The following is a 17,238-nucleotide window of genomic DNA, read 5'->3' as shown; positions in this document are numbered from 1 at the left end:
GGGCGATTCCCCGCCCCTGCGGGCTTACGGCTTGACGCAACTGAAGTTCGCCGTGTCGTCGATGCTGCCGCTGCCTTTGTAGCGGGCCACCTCGGGATAGACGCACAGGGGACGAGTCCGCACCACTTTCCCATCCAGCACGCGCGCGGCCTCGATGCGCGCCGGCGCCTTGCCCTGCTCCACCCAGTTGAGCAGCGGAGTGGTGGCATCAAACTGGCTGGTACCCACGCCGCCACCGCAGTGAAACATGCCGGGCACCATGAAGAGCCGGAAGAAATCGGTGGCTGAATCGCCCATGGTCGAGAGCACACGCTCGTAATACTCGACGCCCATCATGGGATTCAGCTGCGGGTCCGCCCAGCCGAAGTACATCAGCAACTTGCCGCCATGCTTGCGGAACGCTGTCAGGTCGGGGTCATTGGCATCAATGATCTGGCGCAGTTCCTCCACCTTTGAGGGCGCACTCTCGATATCGAACAGGCGGAAGGCCTCCATGGGATTGTCGTCGACCTTGCCGTCCAGGACAGCCGGCGCGACGAAGCGAAGGAAGTTGTAGCCATAAGAAGTCCAGGCGCCAGGCCCGTTCGAGCCGGGGATCTCCTGCCCGATCCAGCCGCTCTGCCCGTTCGGCCCGGCCACTTCGGGTCCGGCCGGCCAGCCCGGAAAGTAGCGTTTCCCCTGACTCATGACGTCCGCGTAGATGCGCTCCAGTGATCTGACCTGAGCAGGCGTCACGCAATCCGAGCCATCGGCGCCCTCCGGGCAGCGAGGCAGGTCCCTGGCCGGCCTGAAATCGCAACGGCGCGGATCGTCTATGAGTCCGTCCTTCAAGCCATCCTTCGCATCACACTTGTCATAGACGGCCTGGGCCAGCAGGCCCAGTTTCGTGGCCGGGAACGGATTGGCATTCATGCCCTTCATCCAGTAGGCCCGGGAGAGGTGCGTGCCTGTCTGGAACAGGGCCGGCGCGCCGGCGATGATGCCATCGAAATCGTTGGGGAAGCGCTGGGCGAGGGTGAGTCCCTGACGTCCGCCCTGCGAACAGCCTTCGTAGTAGGACTTTCGCGGCCCTTCGCCGTAGTATGCCTTCGCCAGCAGCTTCGCGGTTTCCGCCGTAAGATGCAGCGACCGGAAGCCGTAGTCGAGGAGTTCCTGCCGGTTGAGCGCGAAGCTCGCCCCAGGCTCGGCGGCGGCCGAGTGACCGGTATCGGTCGAGGCAGTGACGAAGCCCGCCTTCAGGCCACGAGCGGACGTCAGCATGCGGCCTTGAGTTTCAAAGGACTCGCCCGCCCAGCCGCCATTGCCGAACATGTAGAGGCGTCCGTTCCACGCCGAAGGTAGTTTGACCTCGATGTTGAGCGCGGGCTGAATGAAGATTCTGACCCGGCAGTGCTCCGGTGCGGCATCGGTGCCAGCTATGACGATTGCGCTGACCACCGAGTATTCATAGTTCGTCAGACTGCGCAATTCGGAACAGGCAACGACAGGCTTGCCGGTTGTGGCGGGCACCGGCCAGTCGCGTAGAGGTACCACCTGCGCGGACACCGCGGCCGAGCAGAGCAGGGGGAGCAGCAATCTGAGGTTCGACATGGTTATTCGCGTTATGGGAACTTCCGAGTCTATCCTAAGCTGCCATCGACTCCAGACCAGGATGGCCGGGTGAACTGGATCCGAGCCGGTGGATCAGGACAACGCTGCCTGCATGTGATCACGGTCGAGCACCGCCCGCATATGCCGGGCCAGCACACGCACATGCGGCTGCCGGAAGATGCGGTCCGCCTTGCCCGCGGTCTTCACCACATCAAAGTCGCCTTTCACAAACTCCCGCCAAGCCGTGAGAGGATCGTCGAGTACGGTGGTGCTGTGCCGTTCCTCCGAGGCGACGAACTGCAGGACATCGCAATGCAGTGGCTTCAATGCGTAGTCGCGGCCGGCCCGATGATTGGGATGCGCGAACTTTTGCGGCGCAGGCGTCAATCCTGTCAGGACGGGCACGCGCTGGCCGAAGGCCGTGACACGCTTCCGGCACAGCCCCAGCACAAGGCCGGCGTGGGACCGCAGTTCCCGCAACCCAACCTTGCGTTCGCCCTTCATGACAGCCAGCGCCTGCCGGCCATAACTTCTCCAATGCCGCAGCACTTTCGGATAGCCCGGCGCCGGTGTCTCGAACATGACGAGGCGTCCGACATCCTGGCCCTGGGCAACCAGTTGCCGCGCCATCTCGTATGCCACGATGCCGCCAAAACAGTGCCCGCCCAGCAGATAGGGGCCCTGCGGCTGAACGTCGCGGATCTGCTCGACGAAGCGGGCCGCAACCTCCTCCACCGTGTAGGAAGGCCGCACTTCCATCGGCCTCGGATCCCTGACGATGTAGAATGGCTGGTCTTCACCGAGCTCTTGCGCCAGTTCGCGGAAGTAGTAGGGGTTTTCATCCGCACCGGGGATGCAGTAGAACGGCACGCGGCTGCCCTGCCTCTGCAACGCCACAAGCGGGCGCCTTTGAATAGTCTGCGTCTCGCGGTGTTTGCCTACCTCTCCATCCAGAAGGCCTGCCAGGGTAACAATATCCGGAGTTTCAAAGAAGACCGAGGCATCCAGCGCGCCGGCTACCGCACCAAACTCAGCCTCCAACTCGGCCATCATGAGCGTGATGGCGAAGGAATCGCCACCAAGGTCATAGAAGTCGTCGCGCACGCCGACGCTCTCGATGCTCAATATCCTTCGCCAGATGTCTGCGATCGACGTCTCGATGCGATTGCGGGGCGCCTCGTGTGGAGCGATGCGACTGGCCATCTCCCGGGCCAGGTCGGCACGCCGGACCTTACCAGTCGCACCGACGGGAATCGTGTCCACAAAAAAGATGCGCCGCGGCACCTTGTGGGCGGTCAGCTGCCCAGCGGCATGATTGCGCAGGTCCCACTCACTGATCACAGCTCCGGAATGCAGGATCACGGCCGCGGCGACATCCTCTCCAAGCGTTGGATGCGGCCGGCCAAAGACGGCAGCCTTCTTCACGGCGGGATGGGCCATCAGCACATCTTCGACCTCGCCCGGCAGAACTTTCTCTCCGCCCCGGTTGATCATTTCCTTAATACGCCCAGTGATCCAGAGAAACCCGTCCTCGTCCAGGTGACCCACGTCGCCGGTGAGGAACCAACCGTGATCGAACGACCGGGTTGTCGCGGCCTCGTCTTCGCGGTAGCCACTAATCACCGAAGGGCCGCGAACGGCGATCTCACCATCGTGGAGCGCACCCAGGTTCACACCATGGGCATCAAGCACCGCGACCTCCGGACCGCAACACCTCCCGACAGAGCCCGGCTTGCACTGTCCAGGGCCATCTCCGTTGCTCGTCACCAGCCCTGTCTCGGTCAGCCCATACCCTTCCAGCACGGGCACGCCCAGTGCGTCTTCCAGGTCCGACATCAACCGCGGCGCCATGCGCGCGCCAATTGAGCGGACAAACCGGAGCGCCCCTCGTTCCACCGGACCGGCGGCCAGAATGGCCCCGTGCAGTGTCGGTCCCGCCGTATACCAGGTGGGTAGATAAGTCTTCATGCAGGAACCGAACCGGCCCGGCTCAAATCCACCCAGGAACACAACACTGCCGCCCGCCATCAATTGCGCCAGGGTGCTGATCAAGCCCTGCAGGTGGAACAGCGGCATCATGCTCAGGAAGCGGTCGTCCTCGCGCAACCCCAGAGCGCGGTGCGTACTGGCGGTCATAGCATCCAGGTTGCCGTGGGTGAGCGGAACGCCCTTGGCCCTATCAGTGGTGGCAGAGGTGAAGACCACCAGCGCCACATCCCCGCTCACCGGGCGCACACCCTCAGGTGCGTTAGGACACTCGCGCAGCAATTCGGGATACTCAATCACTCGGATACCCATCACGGCGGCCACGGCTACAGCGGCACAGTCCCGCCGGTCGACGACCAGCGCGCGCGGCCTGAGCTCGCCCAGGGTGAACTCGAACTCCGCCCGGGAAGAGGCCGGATTCAGCGGCGCACATATGGCAGCGGAGATGATGCCGGCTACAGCAAGGATCAGATCAATGCCGTCAGGAAGGACGACGGCCACGACATCGCCCCGACTCACACCGGTGGCAGCGAGCGCCCTTCTGATCATTTCCATGCGAGCCGAGAACTCGGCGCGGCTGACAGAGTCGAGCCCGGGGGATAGCAAGGCAGCCATCGCCGGAGATATCTGCGCCCAGCGCGTCAATTGGTTCAGGATGTCCATTCGCCCGGTATCCGGCCCTTTCGTTCAACGAAGCCGCGGCAGCAACCTGGATCCCTGCACTGCGGCACCAAGCACACACTGTATCGGCTTGGTTCCATGCACAAAAGTCCTGTTATCCGGCCGCGGAGAAGCTGGGAGCCGCCCAGTTGGCCAGAGGCACCGGGCTACTTGGCCCGATGCTGAAATGCGCCCACGTCGAGAGCGCCCGACGGCAGAGGATTGCCCCAGAAGTCGCGTCCTCCATTCTTTGGTATGACGGAACCGCGTCCGAGGCAGGGTGACTCGGGCTTGAGTTGGTACCCCTTCAGCGTGTCAAACCCCGTACCGCCGCGTCCGGGCGCGATGAATAGTGGGTCGAACGTCTTGCCGGGCAGATTGGCATCGTTCGGCCCATCGCCCAGCCAGGGACCGAAGTAACAGTTATCGAGGAACAGGCGGTTCGCGCCCGGGCTGGGATCAGGCAGTGTCGGCGTCAGATAAAGCACTCGGAACCGCCCCTGCCCGGTGGCGTAGAAGATATTGTTACGCAGCGGCACTCCGGCTTTGGTCTTATCTTTGATCTGCGGGTTATCCATCATTTCGATCTCGGCGGTGCCGTGATCCACATAAAAGACATTGTTGTGGATGAGGTTCCCGTCGTCGAGGTTGGATCGCAGAGCGAGCAGGTGCGTCTGATCGTTCTCGCTGATGTTGTACCGTGCGATATTGCCTGACGTGCGCTGCATGATCAGCAGCAGGCCGTAATTGTTGCGGCTGTAGTTGTACTGCAGAATACAGTCGTGGCAGCCGAAGTCGAAGTCGTAGGCTTCGCCGTCACCATTGCCTTTGCAGCGGCCGGTATCGTACACCTCGTTGAACTGCATGATGCCCCCGGTGCAATTCTGCAGCCAGATGGCGGCAGAGTGGGGATTATAGCGTTTATCGGCGAGTGTCAGATCAGGGTCTCCGGTGCGGAGGCATGACCGCGTCACGATATTCCGCTCTACTAGCACGCCATCGCAGCCTTCGGGGAAGATGCCGTCGCCCCCGATGTTCTCCATGCGATTCTGGCGGATCACCACACCTTTGCCGCCGCGCCACACGATGATGCCGCAACGATCGACGCGCTCGATCCGGTTGCCCTCTATGATGACGTTCTCCACCGATCCCGTACGGTGCCGGTCGGTCTGCCGCCGGCCGACAAAGATGGCGGAACTGTTGTACATGTCGAGCGGACCGCCCCCGCCCAGGGTGCCCCACACGTCGTGGACAAAGCAGCCGCGGATTTCGATATTCGTGCAGGTTCCTTCGCCCGTCACCAGCGCGACAATCCCCTGCCGCCCGATCTTCGGGTCTGCCGGCGCCCCGCTGGTCACCTCGATCTCAGTGATCCGCCACCAACTCAGATTCTCCAGCAGTACAGCTGCTCCTTCGGCAGCGCCCATGTCGATCACCGGCAGCGGTCCCTCACCGTAGCGGCCCAGCACAATAGGCTTCTTTTCGGCTCCGGAGCCCGACAAACGGAGCCGGCCTTTCCAAACGTCGCCCGAACGGAGAAGAATCGCATCCCCGGGCTGGAACGTCTCGCGGTTGACGCGATCGAGGCTTTTCCACGCCTTCTTCGGAGTCAAACCGCTCGCCGAATCGTCACCGTCCGAGGCAATGTGAAATCTCCGGACCGCGGTGGCGGCGTTGGCCGTCGGAACCGCAAGAGCAGAAGCAACTACGGCTGCGGTCCCCCCGGCGAGAAAAGAACGTCTATTCGTCGTACCCGTGAGGTTTTCCAGGATGCCCACCGCGCACTCCTTTTCGCATTCAGACCTGAATCTCTTCTTGAGCTGTTCACAGCCAAGATACAGGATCTTCGCTGCCGCCACCCTGAGACCGTCCCAGGAGCGCGTGGAAACGTGCGGAAACACGAAAGGCCGCGAGTGCCAGATGAGTACGAGCTTGCATCGCTCCGCCAGGACACGCCACAATACTGGAGGGAACACGCGGATTCGCGCGTTCCGCAGATCTCGACCTAAGGAAGCGGAGGCCAGTATGTCCCCTATTGCACACCGCCCGATGCCGTCGAGCCCGCTCGCCCTGGCCTAATCTAAGCCTGCCGGCAGGGCTCACGCCCATCGCGCACATCCACCTAAACCAATGCTGAGAGAACTGCGCACCCGTGTGCGCGGAGCTCGGGTATTCGTGTGCAAACAGGGGAATTTTCTTGAAAAAGCAGAGACGCGGTTCCAGGGAACCGCATTTTGTCGATCCAGACTTCGTGGAAGCGCTGGACGAAAACGAATCCGGCCGGGCATCGGCGCGCCGGCAGGAAAAACGAAAGACCCGGCAATTCTGCCGGCAGGTCCAACGCGCGTTGAATGTTGCGTTGGAGGACCATGGCGCCTGTGAGGGCATGGATGGTTTGTTCGTCGAGGAGGTTTCCGCGGCACCCGATTGCGGGCGCCTCCTGGTGCATGTCCTGATCCGCCGCGGTATCGCCGTGAATGAGGCGATGACCGCGCTACACCGTGAGGCGCCGAGGTTACGGGCGGAGGTCGCCGCCGCCATCACTCGTAAGCGGGCGCCGGAGCTGTGCTTCGTTCCCGCGGGTGGGGAGGCCGGCGAGGATGAATGAAACTTCGCTGGCTCCTATCCAAACCTGGCTCACGGCACCAATGGGGCATGACGTGTCGGCGGTGCTGGAGCGCCTCCGGCGGGCTCCCGACGTGCAGCAGGTTGCCGTCATGCCCGACGTGCACCTCTCCGCGGACGTCTGCATCGGAGTCGCCCTCGCGACTTCGTACCTGATCTATCCGCAAGCGGTTGGAGGCGACATTGGTTGCGGCATGCTGGCTGTCGCTCTCGACATCGAAGCCGCCGCGTTGGAATCCCCCAGGGCCGCGGGCAAGACCCTGGCGGAGCTCGGCCGGGCCATCCCGGCCCGCCGTCGAAACCGTGTGACCATCATCGAGCAGCCGGGAGACCTCGCCGGCTGTTCGTTGAGCCACCCAAGCCTCGAAGCCGCCCGCCGGGGGGAGGGTGCGCTCGAGTTCGCCACCCTAGGCAGCGGGAACCACTTCCTCGAGATCCAGGCAGACGAGGAAGCCCGGCTTTGGCTGATGGTGCACAGCGGATCGCGAGCTCTCGGGCCAGCCATTCGCGATCACCACCTGGCTCGCGCCCAGCCAGTCGATCACCGGCTGCGCGCGCTCGAGGCAAACTCAGTGGAAGGCTCCGGGTATCTTCACGATGCCGCCTGGGCCCGGCGCTATGCCGACGCTTCGAGAAGAGCCCTTGCACGGGAGGCCGGCCGCGTCTTGCGCAGCACGCTAGGCGCCGAGGTCTGCTGGGAGACGGAGATTACGACCGACCACAATCACGTGTCGCCGGAATGTCTCCGCGGCCGTGAACTGTGGATTCATCGCAAAGGAGCGATGCCGGCGCATGCGGGCGAGAGAGGTGTCCTGCCGGGATCGATGGGCAGTCCCAGTTTCCATGTCGAAGGGCGCGGCCACGAAGCGGCGCTCTGTTCGAGTGCCCACGGTGCGGGGCGCGCCCTGAGCCGGACCGAGGCTCGCGCGCATGTGAGCGAACGGGCGTTGCGCCGGCAGATGGAAGGAGTCTGGTATGACGCCCGCATGGCGGGGCGGCTCCTGGACGAAGCGCCATCAGCATACAAAGACGTGCGCGCCGTATTGAGGGCGCAGAAAGAGCTGGTCAAGGTGACGCGGACGCTCCGGCCGATCCTCAGCTACAAGGGGGTGTGAACGTGGCTATGAATCGCTTACGAAGGAGGATCTAGGCCGTCGTAAACTGCGCAGTTGCGGGCGGGCCATCCACCCGCAGCCACGCAATGCCCAAGGTCATCTACTTGGCGAGGGCCGCGTCGATGGCCAGATAGCGGGCGCGGTGCGCCTCGGGTTCGACACGCGACTCTACGTCGATCTTCAGAATCTGGAAGTTGTCGTTGGAGTTGTAGGCCGGCCAGTTCGGCAAGCCCGCGCCATTCGGATTGGCCGTCTTGATGAAGTTCACAAAATACGCCTGCATCTGCTTGGAGACTTCGTAGTCAGCCGGCTCCCACGAGTAGCGCTTGTCCAGATCGAGGTTGCCCATCGCGTACTGGATCTCAGCGGAGTGGACCGCGCCCTGGGGTCCACCAGGCAAGCCGGCCGGCGCGGCGGGTGGCGGTTGCCCGGGCATGCCCAGATAGGCGGGTCTCGGGCGTGCATACAGGTAACGATAAACAGGCTTGGTGCCGGTCTTCATCTGCAGTTCGGTCCACTTCCAGGTTCCGTGCGAAATGAAACGCGCACTGGCGAGATGCCGCGCAGCCTCGTACACCTCATCAGTCGTCTTGGCGGCGTAGGCTTTGAGCACCGCATCAGCCCGGTCACCGTAGAGTTTTGTGATCGCATTGGCCAGGGTTTCCGGAGTTGCCTCACCCCGGCCCAGCACGAACCGCGCCGATTGCTCCTGTGTGTTCGACCCCGCAAGCAGCGGAATCTTCGCCTGCTCGCCGGCCTCAAAGATGGCTACCAGTGGCTTGGGCAGGAAATAGCCATCCAGTGTGGCGCCAAAGCGGAAGCCCTGCGTCTTGGTCAACGACTCCTGCACCTGCTCGGCCGTCATCGCACGCAAGGCAGCCAAGGTGCCGGCGCCCACGGCCGCGCCAAACTTGGCGCCGTTCTGTTCCGCCGCGGCGAGAGGCTGGGGCGGCAGGCTGGAGATCATGGCGCCGCTTTCGCCGATGGCGCCGGCCATCAGGTCCTTGGAAAGAGGAGAGGCCATCAGGGCGCTGACAGAAATCGAACCGGCCGATTCGCCGGCGATCGTGATGCGCTCGGGATCGCCTCCAAACGCAGCAATGTTCTTCTTAACCCATTGCAGGGCGGCAACCTGATCGAGCAGCCCATAGTTGCCTGCCGCATGGTGCGTCGATTCCCTGGTGAGCTCCGGATGGGCGAAGAAGCCGAAGATGTTGGTGCGGTAGTTGATCGAAACCGCGACCATCCCCTTGCTCGCCATGTTTCCGCCGTCATAACGCGGCTCCGACCCATCCCCATTCTGGAAGCCGCCGCCGAATACATAGAACAACACCGGTAGCTTTTCCTTGGACGATTTGGCGGAGGTCCAGACGTTCAGATAGAGGCAGTCTTCGCTCATGCCGTTGCTGCGGAACCAGTAGTCACCGCCCGGCCCACTGCGCTGCATGCAGCGCGGCCCGAACTCGTCTGCCTTGCGGACGCCCTTCCAGTTCTTGACGGGCTGGGGTTCGCGCCAGCGCAGGTCGCCGACCGGAGGTTGGCCGAAGGGAATGCCTTTGAAACTGCGGACGCCCTCCTTGGGAGCGGCCGTCGATTCCAGCACGCCATTGGCTGTCTTGACACGGTCCGCGGCCAACGATGTCTGGACCGCACCGGCGCAGATTGCGAGCACGGGGAGGAGCACCAACTGGGAAGGCTTCATATGTTTTGGACTCACGGGGATAATATCACCGCTGGAAGAACCAGGCGGCCGTCACGCGGGAGGACGGTCCAACCGTGCCGTGCCCCTCGCGACCCATCCCCACTCGAGGCTCTACCGCCAGCGGGGCGCAGTTTGTGAACCTAGCGAGCCAGCCACCACAGCAGCGATTCCCGCACGGCTGCGTCGGAGCGGTAGCGCGGCCGGTAGTCGAGTAGACGCTCGGCCTTCGCAATGCTGCAGTTTGGCGACCGTGCTATGTGATCCCAGGTCATCTCCGCGTCTTTCTGGGCAACCGTGTGACGCCACTCGCTCCACGGCAGGAAGGTGAGCTTCGCCTCCTGGCCGAACCAGCCGGCCACGCGTTCGGCATAGCCTCGCAATGTCATCGCGGCGGGGGAGACTACATGGAAGGATTCCCCGGTGGAGGCCGCCCTCCGTTCCACAGCGTTCGCGAAGGCCTGTGCTACATCGCCGGCATGCACGTGGTGGACCGTCTCCAACCCGAAATTCGGGAGTGCCAGTTCCCTGCCCTGCGACAGCTTCTCGAATACTTCGAAGTTGAAGTTAGCAGCCGGATTCAAAGGCAGCCACCCGCAACCCACCAGGTGACCGGGATGCAGCAGGGTCGCGGGAAATCCGTAGTCCCGGTGCGCGCCCTGCAGGTATTCCTCGATCGCAGCCTTCTGCCGTCCGTATTCGCTGATCGGTTTCCGCGGCTGGTCTTCTGTCGTTGGAACTTCCACACTGTGGCCGTGGATCCAGATGGTCCCGCAGTGAAGATAATGGCCGACATGGCCGATGAGTGCCCCTACCAGTTGCCGAGCGCTATCCAGCGTGTAGCACGTGAGGTCGATGACCACCTCGGCCTTCAGTTCCAAAATGCGCGACCCGAAGGAACCAGCGGCTTCCTCGGCGGTCCGGTCCAGCACGACATTCCGCACGGCAGCCCATGCGTCGTGTGGTTGATATGGCTCGCGCAGGCCGCGGCTGACACACAGTACGTCGTGGCCTGCTTCGACAAGCTGTGGAGTGAGAAAGGTTCCAATGTGGCCGGAACCACCAATGACAGCGATGCGCATGAGGGAGAAGTGCTCCCAGCTTAACAACTCACCGGGCGTGCCCTCCACGAAAGCTTCCCGGGCAGTCCCGGGAACCACCACGCCGGCTCACTTGGCCAAGGTCGCCGTGAACTCGCCCTCGACGCTGTACTCTTCCACCAGCACGCTGCCCGTAATCTTGCTCGAACCCTCCAGCGTACCCTTGTACTTAATCGTCAGAGGCGCGCCGTTGTACTCGGACTTGTAGGTCCAGGTAACCGTCTTGTCCTCTACCTTGCCCGTGAGCTTGCCGGTCGCCTGATCGGATCCGCAAGTGCCGGTCAGGTCGTTGCCTTCCTGTGTCAACGTGCAGGTCTGGTCGCTCTCGTTGCTGGCCACGCTCAGGTGAACCTGCCATTTCCCGCTGAGTGAAACCTTATCCTGCGCAGTAGCCATCACGGCGGTGGCGGCGAGCAGGAGATGGAGGAGCAAAAGTCGCATTGTCGTGGCCTTTCGAGGGACGCGTTTGGCACTTGGGCCATATGGACAGTATATTGGCACTTTGTGCCACGGTCAACATACACTGACACTAACGCTTCTTTGTGAACTGCTCGACGTTGAGATGCAGGCGTCGGTGCCGGGGCCGCTCGGCGCGGCCCGGTCCCGATTGACACGACTCACCCGCCAGGCCTTATTGCACGTCCAGCATGACGATGGACTTGGCCGGCAGGACGGCTTTCAGCTTGCCGGATTCGATGCTCGCTCCTGAAAATGCAGCGGGCTTGACGGCGGCGGGCTGGTCGAACGTGTTGTGTGTATTGATCGCCGCGGCGGTCAGGACGCGTCCGGTGACGGAAGTGGCGGTAACTCCAGCCAGTTCCGCATTGACCGTGACCGCATGAGTGGGGTCGACGTTCACCAGGCCGATATGCAGCAGTCCGTCCTTGCCGCGCACCGCGGTGGCGCTCACCGCCGGCATCGTGGAAGAGTCCTTGTTGTACCAGGGCGACTGAACCTCAATCGGCAGCGAGGTGGCGTCCTGATAAGACTTGAACATCTCGAAGACGTGATAGGTGGGGGTGAGCACCATCTTGTCGTCCTTCGTGAGAATCATGGCCTGCAGGACGTTGATCATCTGCGCGATGTTGGCCATCTTGATGCGGTCCGCGTGCCTGGTGAAGATGTTGATATTCAGGGCAGCCACCAGCGCGTCGCGGAGGGTGTTCTGCTGATACAGGAAGCCGGGGTTGGTGCCGGGCTCCGTATCAAACCAGGTGCCCCATTCGTCGACAGCGAGCCATACGCGCTTCTGAGGATCATACTTGTCCATGATGGCGGCATGGCGCGAAATGAAGCCATCCATGCGCAATGTGGCCTGAAGGGTCGTCGCGTACTCAGCTTCGTCGAACACCGTCGAGGAACCCTTCACGCGCCAGTTCTTGGTGATCGTGTAGTAGTGCAGCCCGATCGCGTCGAAGTGGCGGCCGGCATCCCGCATCATGACTTCCATCCAGTGGTAGTCCTCATCGGAAGGGCCTGACGCGGCCTTCAGGATCTTTACACCCGCCGGCACTTTGATGAAGGTGGAGTAGCGCCGCGTGACATCAGCGGCATACTCCGCGCGCATGTTGCCGCCGCAACCCCAGAGTTCATTGCCGAGCCCGATATAGGGCAGTTTCCACGGATCCTTGCGTCCATTGGCCGCGCGTTCGGAGGCGAGCGCACCGGCGGGCGAGGTGACGTACTCCACCCACTCGGCCAGTTCCCGCGGCGGCGCGGACCCGACATTGCCGCTGATGTACGGCTCGGCTCCGACGAGCTCCGCGAAATCGAGGAACTCGTGCGTACCGAAGGTGTTGGGTTCAGTCACCCCGCCCCAATGCGTGTTGATCTTCACCGGGCGCTTGGCGCGCGGTCCAACGCCTTCCCGCCAGTTATACTCGTCGGCGAAGCAGCCGCCCGGCCAGCGGATGACCGGCACCTTCAGGTCGCGCAGCGCCTGCAGCACGTCGTTGCGGTAGCCGCGTGTATTGGGAATCTTCGAGTTTTCACCTACCCAGATACCGCCATAGATGCCGGCGCCGAGGTGCTCAGCGAACTGGCCGAAGATCTGGCGATTCACTTGGGGACCCGGCTGGCCTGCGCGGATCGTGAGGCTGGCGGTGAGAGGTTGCTGGGCAGAGGCGGTCAGGGCCGCGGCGAGGAGGGCGAAAAGGATTCTGAGGGACATATTGCTCTTCTTGAGTGCTTACATTCTATAGAAGGTCGCGGCGGCGCGCGGATCCGTCAGCGGACTGCAATGAATTCCGCGGCCAGCACAGCTGGATTCTTTGTCCTCGCATTGCGGCTTGTACGCACGATTGACGCGCTGCGGAATCCCGCCCGCAGGAATTCGTTACAGAAAGCGACCGCTTCCTTCGCTCCAGCCACTCACGAGAACCAGTTCTCACTCCTGCCGCGCGCATCGCTCTCTAACGGCGATCGCAGGATCAGTTCTGCTCCAAATAGCGTGCCGCCCGCCTTCAGCACCCGGGCCAGATCCTGAAAGATCAGGTCCCGGAAGGGATTCAGATTGAAGATCCCGTTGATCAAGACATGATCCGCTGAAGCATCCTGCAGGGGGAGGTTTTCAGCCGACGCCTGCACAAATTGGACATTGCTCAGCCCAAGTTTCGCCCTGGAGCAGTTGGCCCGCGCCAGCATCGCCGCGCTGAAGTCGATGCCGATCACCTGCCCGGCCGCCCCAACCTGGCGCGCCGCAATCAGAGAATCCAAACCGGAGCCGCAACCAAGATCGACAACTGTACTCGAGCCGGCAAGGGATGCCGCCACGGATACGCTCGCAACACCAGCGAAGCAATCAACTGAATCGGCAGGGATCGACTCGAGAACCGCTCCGGGGTAGCCGACAGAACGCGCAAACTCCGCTCCAACCGGAAACGGATGCCGCGATCCCGGACTCGACGCCGCGTCGGAATAAGCTGACCGAACGCTGTCGCGAAGCTTTGAATCCTCGGTTGTCACCCTTACAGCTTCGCGCAAACTTCCGGCCGGCACCGGCGCCTTTCATTGAGGCCGCCGACCGGATTGTCAGCCCCATCCTCGATGCAGGTTGCGGAACGGGCAACGCGTCCCTCTACTTCGCTGCCCTGGGGCGCCAGGTTACCGGGATCGATTTTGTGGAGGAAGCCATCCGCCGGGCCCGAGCCAAAGCCGTCGAGCGTGGCCTCGATGTCCGGTTCGAAATCAAAGACGCCATGACCCTGGGGGTATGGGACCAATGCTTCGCCAGTGTGATCGATAGCGGATTGTTCCACATCTATCACGGCCAGCAGCGCGACCAGTATGTCGAGGGACTGGCGCATGTCCTCAAACCCGGCGGCCGCCTCTTCCTGTTCGGCTTCAGCGATCAGGAACCAGCGAGACCCGGACGCCCCGAAGGAATGTCCAGGCAGGAACTGGAAGCGGCCTTCGCCGACGGTTGGATCATCGAGTCGCTCCGGCTCGTGCGCGGCGAGATGAACCCGGCCTTCGTGGCCGAGTTTCCAGAGAGGAACCAGGACGGTGGCCCGCTGATGTGGTTTGCAGAGATCCGGCATGCGATGTGAACGCTGCCCCGAAAAACCGAGACGGGGGTTTGTCCAGCAGGCGCCCTATGGCTCCGCAACACCACCCCTTGGTGAGTCTCAGCACGTTGCAACCTGAAAAGTGCCTGCCTTACGGCGCTCATGAGTACCAGGATGTTTACTTTTTTCAATGCTTTGGGCAGGGATCTCGATTCCATGCGTCTTCCATCCCGAAGAGATGGTGATGAGCGCTCATATGGGTTGAACTGGTGAACAGGGAAACCTCTATGAATAAGCTCAAGACACTTTTTTTCGCCTCGGCTCTTGCGATCGCCAGCCTCACTCCTATCTATGCCAAGTCGTATGACTTTTCACTTTCGGCTCCTGTGAACGCCGGAACTGTGAAGCTGGAACCCGGCCGCTATACCGTGAAGGTGGACGGAACCAGTGCCACCCTGATCCTTGCCAAGAACAACAAGACCATCGAAGTGCCCATGAAAGTCGCGGAAGGTACCACGAAGTTCAAGACCACCGCTGTGAACACAAAGCAGGGTGGTTCCGCGGTCGAACTCACTTCGATCGATTTGGGCGGGTCCAAGATGAAGGTGGAGTTCAGCAACTAGTCCAGGCGAGGCGCACGGTCACGGCTTAAACGCCGTCGACCTGCTTCAAGACCGATCCAGGAGCCTGCCGCCCAGTGCAAGACGGCAGCCCCCACCGCCGGCAGACGCCCGAGACAGCGTGATCCTCAGAATCCGCGCTGACGCCGTCTGCCAGGCTGCCGGCCTCAGGCTCCTGGCACAATTCACACAGGGAGATTGGTCCGCGCCCCGTCCCGGCAGGCCCTTACCTCTGCGCAAATTCGAGTTCGTACACCTGTGGGCTGTTGTGATCCAGGGTTCTCAGCGGCGATCCGTTGCTGGACATCCCGATGCCGTGCAGGAAACCGCCCAACTCGCCTACCGGCAATTCTGAGACGATCTCAGCCGTATTGCCCGCTATGTTGTAACGCATCAGGTGGTTACGGGCTAGAAAGAAGATCGACTTGCCATCTGGAGACCAGACCGGCCAGCGGCACTGCAGGCCGGACAATTGCACCCACTGATGGTCCCGAAAGCGATACAGCATCAGGGTGCGCGTGCCAATCAGGCGAAGTGCTGTCACCATCGTGCCATCCGGCGACCAGCGCGGACTGAATAACCCATCCGACCCTTCCAGTTTCGATACCTTACCCGTTCGCAGGTCGGCCAACCGGAGATAGACGTTTTCCCGAGCACTGCTGGCGCTGACACCGAAAAGCAGTTGTTTCCCGTCCGGCGACCAGGTGGGATCGCTCTGTGAGCCCGTGTCGGAGGGTACTGCCAGCCGCATGGCACCCGATTCCGTATCCACAATGTACGTCCGCATCGGCCTGTCAGGAGCATCCTGCGCCGAGAAAGCAATACTCTGTCCGTCGGGCGACCATCGGGGCAGCAGAGGCACCATCGGCGGACTCGTAAACTGGATTGGCCGAGTCCCATCCGACTGCCTAACCCAAAGTGAACGCTGGGGATAGCTAACATAGGCGATACGGCGGCCGTCGCGCGCATACTCCGCCTGCTCAGCCGAGATCCCATCCAGCACCGGCACCCAGGATTTCGACCTCGCGTCGAAGTTCTGAAGTTCACCCAACCGGTCGATGCCGATCGCGTGGAACTTCAAATCCGCTTGCGATCGCACATAGCTTGAGAATTCCGGCTCGTCTGAGGTCAGTTTCGTTGGCTGCCTGGCCCCTGTCCGCAGCAGGCCGGGCTCTGGCGCGGCCCAGAAATTACCCCCGGCCGAGAAGAGTCCCAACTTGCCCTCCAAAGCCCAGCCGGCTGGCACAAAGCTGGGCGCATCCCATGCTGGAGCCAACCGGTGGAGCCGGGACCCATCCGTACGAACTTCCCATGCAGCTGCTTGCCCGGAGAGCGGATCCCGGCGCGAGAATCTCAGCCAGTCACCGCTGCGCGACCAGCCAACCGAATCGACAAAACTGTCTTTCAGCTCAATCACCCGGCGCGTGGGCGCCCCGCCTCGAGCTGTCACGTACAATTCGCTTTCCGTGGAGAAGACGATCTGCGCGCCGTCCGGCGAATACGCCGCCGAGGTGGCTAGGATATTCCCCACCCGGCGCGCGGTTCCATCTCCTATGCGCAGGCTCCACAGCGGCCACAGCCGCGTGCGGCCGGGAGTTGACGTCGCCGTCAGCAGCAGTTCATCGCCATCGGGCGACAGGTCGTGGAGAGTGCAATCCGGCCCCGGCAGGGTAATCGGCAATTTCATCGGCAGGCCCCCGCTCGCCGAAAGCTGGGCGATAAATGGTTCGCTCCTGTAGCCCGCCAGGAAGTAGAGCCGGCTGCCGTCTGTGAGTACCGGCGGAATCTTGCTGTAGTTGTCCGTAGTCAGCTTGCGCCAGTGCAAAGGTGGGACCGTAGGCTTGGTCCATCGCACAGCCAGATAAGCTCCGGCGGCCAAGCTGATTCCGATTACCCCGAGAATCAACTTCCAGCGGAGATGATGGCTGGGCGGTTTATCGATAACCGGCGGTGCCTCCGCCTTCCTCGGCCCGATGAATCGATACCCCCGGCCCGGTAATGTCTCGACATACCTCGGGTTAACAGCGGTATCGCAGAGCGCTTCACGTACTTTGTTCACCGATCGATTCAGGCCCTGCTCGAAATCGCCGGCGATGTCATCGCCCCACAGGATCTGGCGCAGTTCCTCACGAGTCACCAGCTCGCCCGGGCTGCGCAGCAGCGCAACCAGAATCCGAAATGGCTGATCAGCCAACCGGATTCGAATTCCGTTTTTACTCAGTTCACCGGTCCGAACATCCGCTACAAACACACCGAACTTGATGACCGAGTCGCGGTCGCCCACAGGCTCCCACGACCTCTTTGTACCAGGCAGCATCTATTGTTTCGACGCCCAAA

The 17,238-nt window shown here is 62.4% G+C and carries 13 protein-coding genes; 4 read left to right on the top strand and 9 right to left on the bottom strand.

What is annotated here, in order from left to right; genetic code table 11:
* Positions 1 to 24 precede the first annotated feature (24 nt).
* From ACR9Y2_RS17590 to ACR9Y2_RS17580, 3 genes are all read right to left on the bottom strand, one after another.
* On the bottom strand, positions 25 to 1,590 hold the full coding sequence (locus ACR9Y2_RS17590) for a tannase/feruloyl esterase family alpha/beta hydrolase (RefSeq protein WP_435042808.1): 1,566 nt from the start codon (positions 1,588 to 1,590) through the stop codon (positions 25 to 27).
* A 93-nt stretch (positions 1,591 to 1,683) separates the two neighbouring features.
* Positions 1,684 to 4,239, bottom strand: a complete 2,556-nt coding sequence (locus ACR9Y2_RS17585) for an AMP-binding protein (protein ID WP_435042807.1) — start codon at positions 4,237 to 4,239, stop codon at positions 1,684 to 1,686.
* A gap of 164 nt (positions 4,240 to 4,403) precedes the next feature.
* Positions 4,404 to 6,014 carry a right-handed parallel beta-helix repeat-containing protein gene (locus tag ACR9Y2_RS17580; RefSeq protein ID WP_435042806.1) on the bottom strand — a complete coding sequence of 537 codons (1,611 nt, stop codon included), beginning with the start codon at positions 6,012 to 6,014 and terminating at the stop codon, positions 4,404 to 4,406.
* A 419-nt stretch (positions 6,015 to 6,433) separates the two neighbouring features.
* Here ACR9Y2_RS17580 and ACR9Y2_RS17575 point away from each other — a divergent pair, with 419 nt between their 5' ends.
* Together ACR9Y2_RS17575 and ACR9Y2_RS17570 are read left to right on the top strand one after the other, a co-directional pair.
* Entirely contained in the window at positions 6,434 to 6,844 is a 411-nt protein-coding gene (locus ACR9Y2_RS17575) for a ribosome-binding factor A (protein ID WP_435042805.1), read from the top strand.
* Positions 6,837 to 7,976 (top strand): RtcB family protein, encoded by a 1,140-nt coding sequence (locus ACR9Y2_RS17570; protein ID WP_435042804.1) that lies wholly within the window; start codon positions 6,837 to 6,839, stop codon positions 7,974 to 7,976. The genes ACR9Y2_RS17575 and ACR9Y2_RS17570 overlap by 8 nt, the downstream gene beginning before the upstream one ends.
* A 100-nt stretch (positions 7,977 to 8,076) precedes the next feature.
* Here ACR9Y2_RS17570 and ACR9Y2_RS17565 read toward each other — a convergent pair whose 3' ends face one another.
* From ACR9Y2_RS17565 to ACR9Y2_RS17545, 5 genes are all read right to left on the bottom strand, one after another.
* Positions 8,077 to 9,678, bottom strand: coding sequence for a carboxylesterase/lipase family protein (locus tag ACR9Y2_RS17565; RefSeq protein ID WP_435042803.1), 1,602 nt, complete (start codon positions 9,676 to 9,678; stop codon positions 8,077 to 8,079).
* 140 nt (positions 9,679 to 9,818) lie between these two features.
* Entirely contained in the window at positions 9,819 to 10,757 is a 939-nt protein-coding gene (locus ACR9Y2_RS17560; protein ID WP_435042802.1) for an NAD-dependent epimerase/dehydratase family protein, read from the bottom strand.
* Between the two features lie 87 nt (positions 10,758 to 10,844).
* On the bottom strand, positions 10,845 to 11,216 hold the full coding sequence (locus ACR9Y2_RS17555; RefSeq protein ID WP_435042800.1) for a hypothetical protein: 372 nt from the start codon (positions 11,214 to 11,216) through the stop codon (positions 10,845 to 10,847).
* A gap of 190 nt (positions 11,217 to 11,406) precedes the next feature.
* Positions 11,407 to 12,945, bottom strand: a complete 1,539-nt coding sequence (locus ACR9Y2_RS17550; protein WP_435042799.1) for an alpha-N-arabinofuranosidase — start codon at positions 12,943 to 12,945, stop codon at positions 11,407 to 11,409.
* A 200-nt stretch (positions 12,946 to 13,145) separates the two neighbouring features.
* A complete protein-coding gene (locus ACR9Y2_RS17545; protein ID WP_435042798.1) occupies positions 13,146 to 13,547 on the bottom strand; it encodes a methyltransferase domain-containing protein in 402 nt (133 codons plus the stop codon).
* A 185-nt stretch (positions 13,548 to 13,732) separates the two neighbouring features.
* On the opposite strand from ACR9Y2_RS17545, the gene ACR9Y2_RS17540 reads away from it, so the two are divergent.
* Positions 13,733 to 14,323, top strand: a complete 591-nt coding sequence (locus tag ACR9Y2_RS17540) for a class I SAM-dependent methyltransferase (RefSeq protein WP_435042797.1) — start codon at positions 13,733 to 13,735, stop codon at positions 14,321 to 14,323.
* Positions 14,324 to 14,568: 245 nt separating this feature from the next.
* Positions 14,569 to 14,904 carry a hypothetical protein gene (locus tag ACR9Y2_RS17535; protein ID WP_435042795.1) on the top strand — a complete coding sequence of 112 codons (336 nt, stop codon included), beginning with the start codon at positions 14,569 to 14,571 and terminating at the stop codon, positions 14,902 to 14,904.
* Positions 14,905 to 15,127: 223 nt separating this feature from the next.
* On the opposite strand, the gene ACR9Y2_RS17530 is transcribed toward ACR9Y2_RS17535, so the two are convergent.
* Entirely contained in the window at positions 15,128 to 17,218 is a 2,091-nt protein-coding gene (locus ACR9Y2_RS17530) for a winged helix-turn-helix domain-containing protein (protein ID WP_435042793.1), read from the bottom strand.
* Between the last annotated feature and the right edge of the window lie 20 nt (positions 17,219 to 17,238).

This window comes from Paludibaculum fermentans (assembly GCF_051172195.1).
GTDB classification, from domain to species: Bacteria; Acidobacteriota; Terriglobia; order Bryobacterales; family Bryobacteraceae; genus Paludibaculum; species Paludibaculum fermentans_A.
The sequence above is the reverse complement of the archived record's forward strand: the minus strand, read 5'-3'. Positions and strand labels throughout refer to the sequence as shown.

Bases quoted from the DNA above. Each gene is read 5' to 3' on its own strand.
- ACR9Y2_RS17585 (WP_435042807.1), bottom strand. From the start codon at position 4,239: ATGGACATCCTGAACCAATTGACGCGCTGGGCGCAGATATCTCCGGCG.
- ACR9Y2_RS17565 (WP_435042803.1), bottom strand. From the start codon at position 9,678: ATGAAGCCTTCCCAGTTGGTGCTCCTCCCCGTGCTCGCAATCTGCGCC.
- ACR9Y2_RS17570 (WP_435042804.1), top strand. From the start codon at position 6,837: ATGAATGAAACTTCGCTGGCTCCTATCCAAACCTGGCTCACGGCACCA.
- ACR9Y2_RS17560 (WP_435042802.1), bottom strand. From the start codon at position 10,757: ATGCGCATCGCTGTCATTGGTGGTTCCGGCCACATTGGAACCTTTCTC.
- ACR9Y2_RS17535 (WP_435042795.1), top strand. From the start codon at position 14,569: ATGAATAAGCTCAAGACACTTTTTTTCGCCTCGGCTCTTGCGATCGCC.
- ACR9Y2_RS17530 (WP_435042793.1), bottom strand. From the start codon at position 17,218: ATGCTGCCTGGTACAAAGAGGTCGTGGGAGCCTGTGGGCGACCGCGAC.
- ACR9Y2_RS17590 (WP_435042808.1), bottom strand. From the start codon at position 1,590: ATGTCGAACCTCAGATTGCTGCTCCCCCTGCTCTGCTCGGCCGCGGTG.
- ACR9Y2_RS17555 (WP_435042800.1), bottom strand. From the start codon at position 11,216: ATGCGACTTTTGCTCCTCCATCTCCTGCTCGCCGCCACCGCCGTGATG.
- ACR9Y2_RS17550 (WP_435042799.1), bottom strand. From the start codon at position 12,945: ATGTCCCTCAGAATCCTTTTCGCCCTCCTCGCCGCGGCCCTGACCGCC.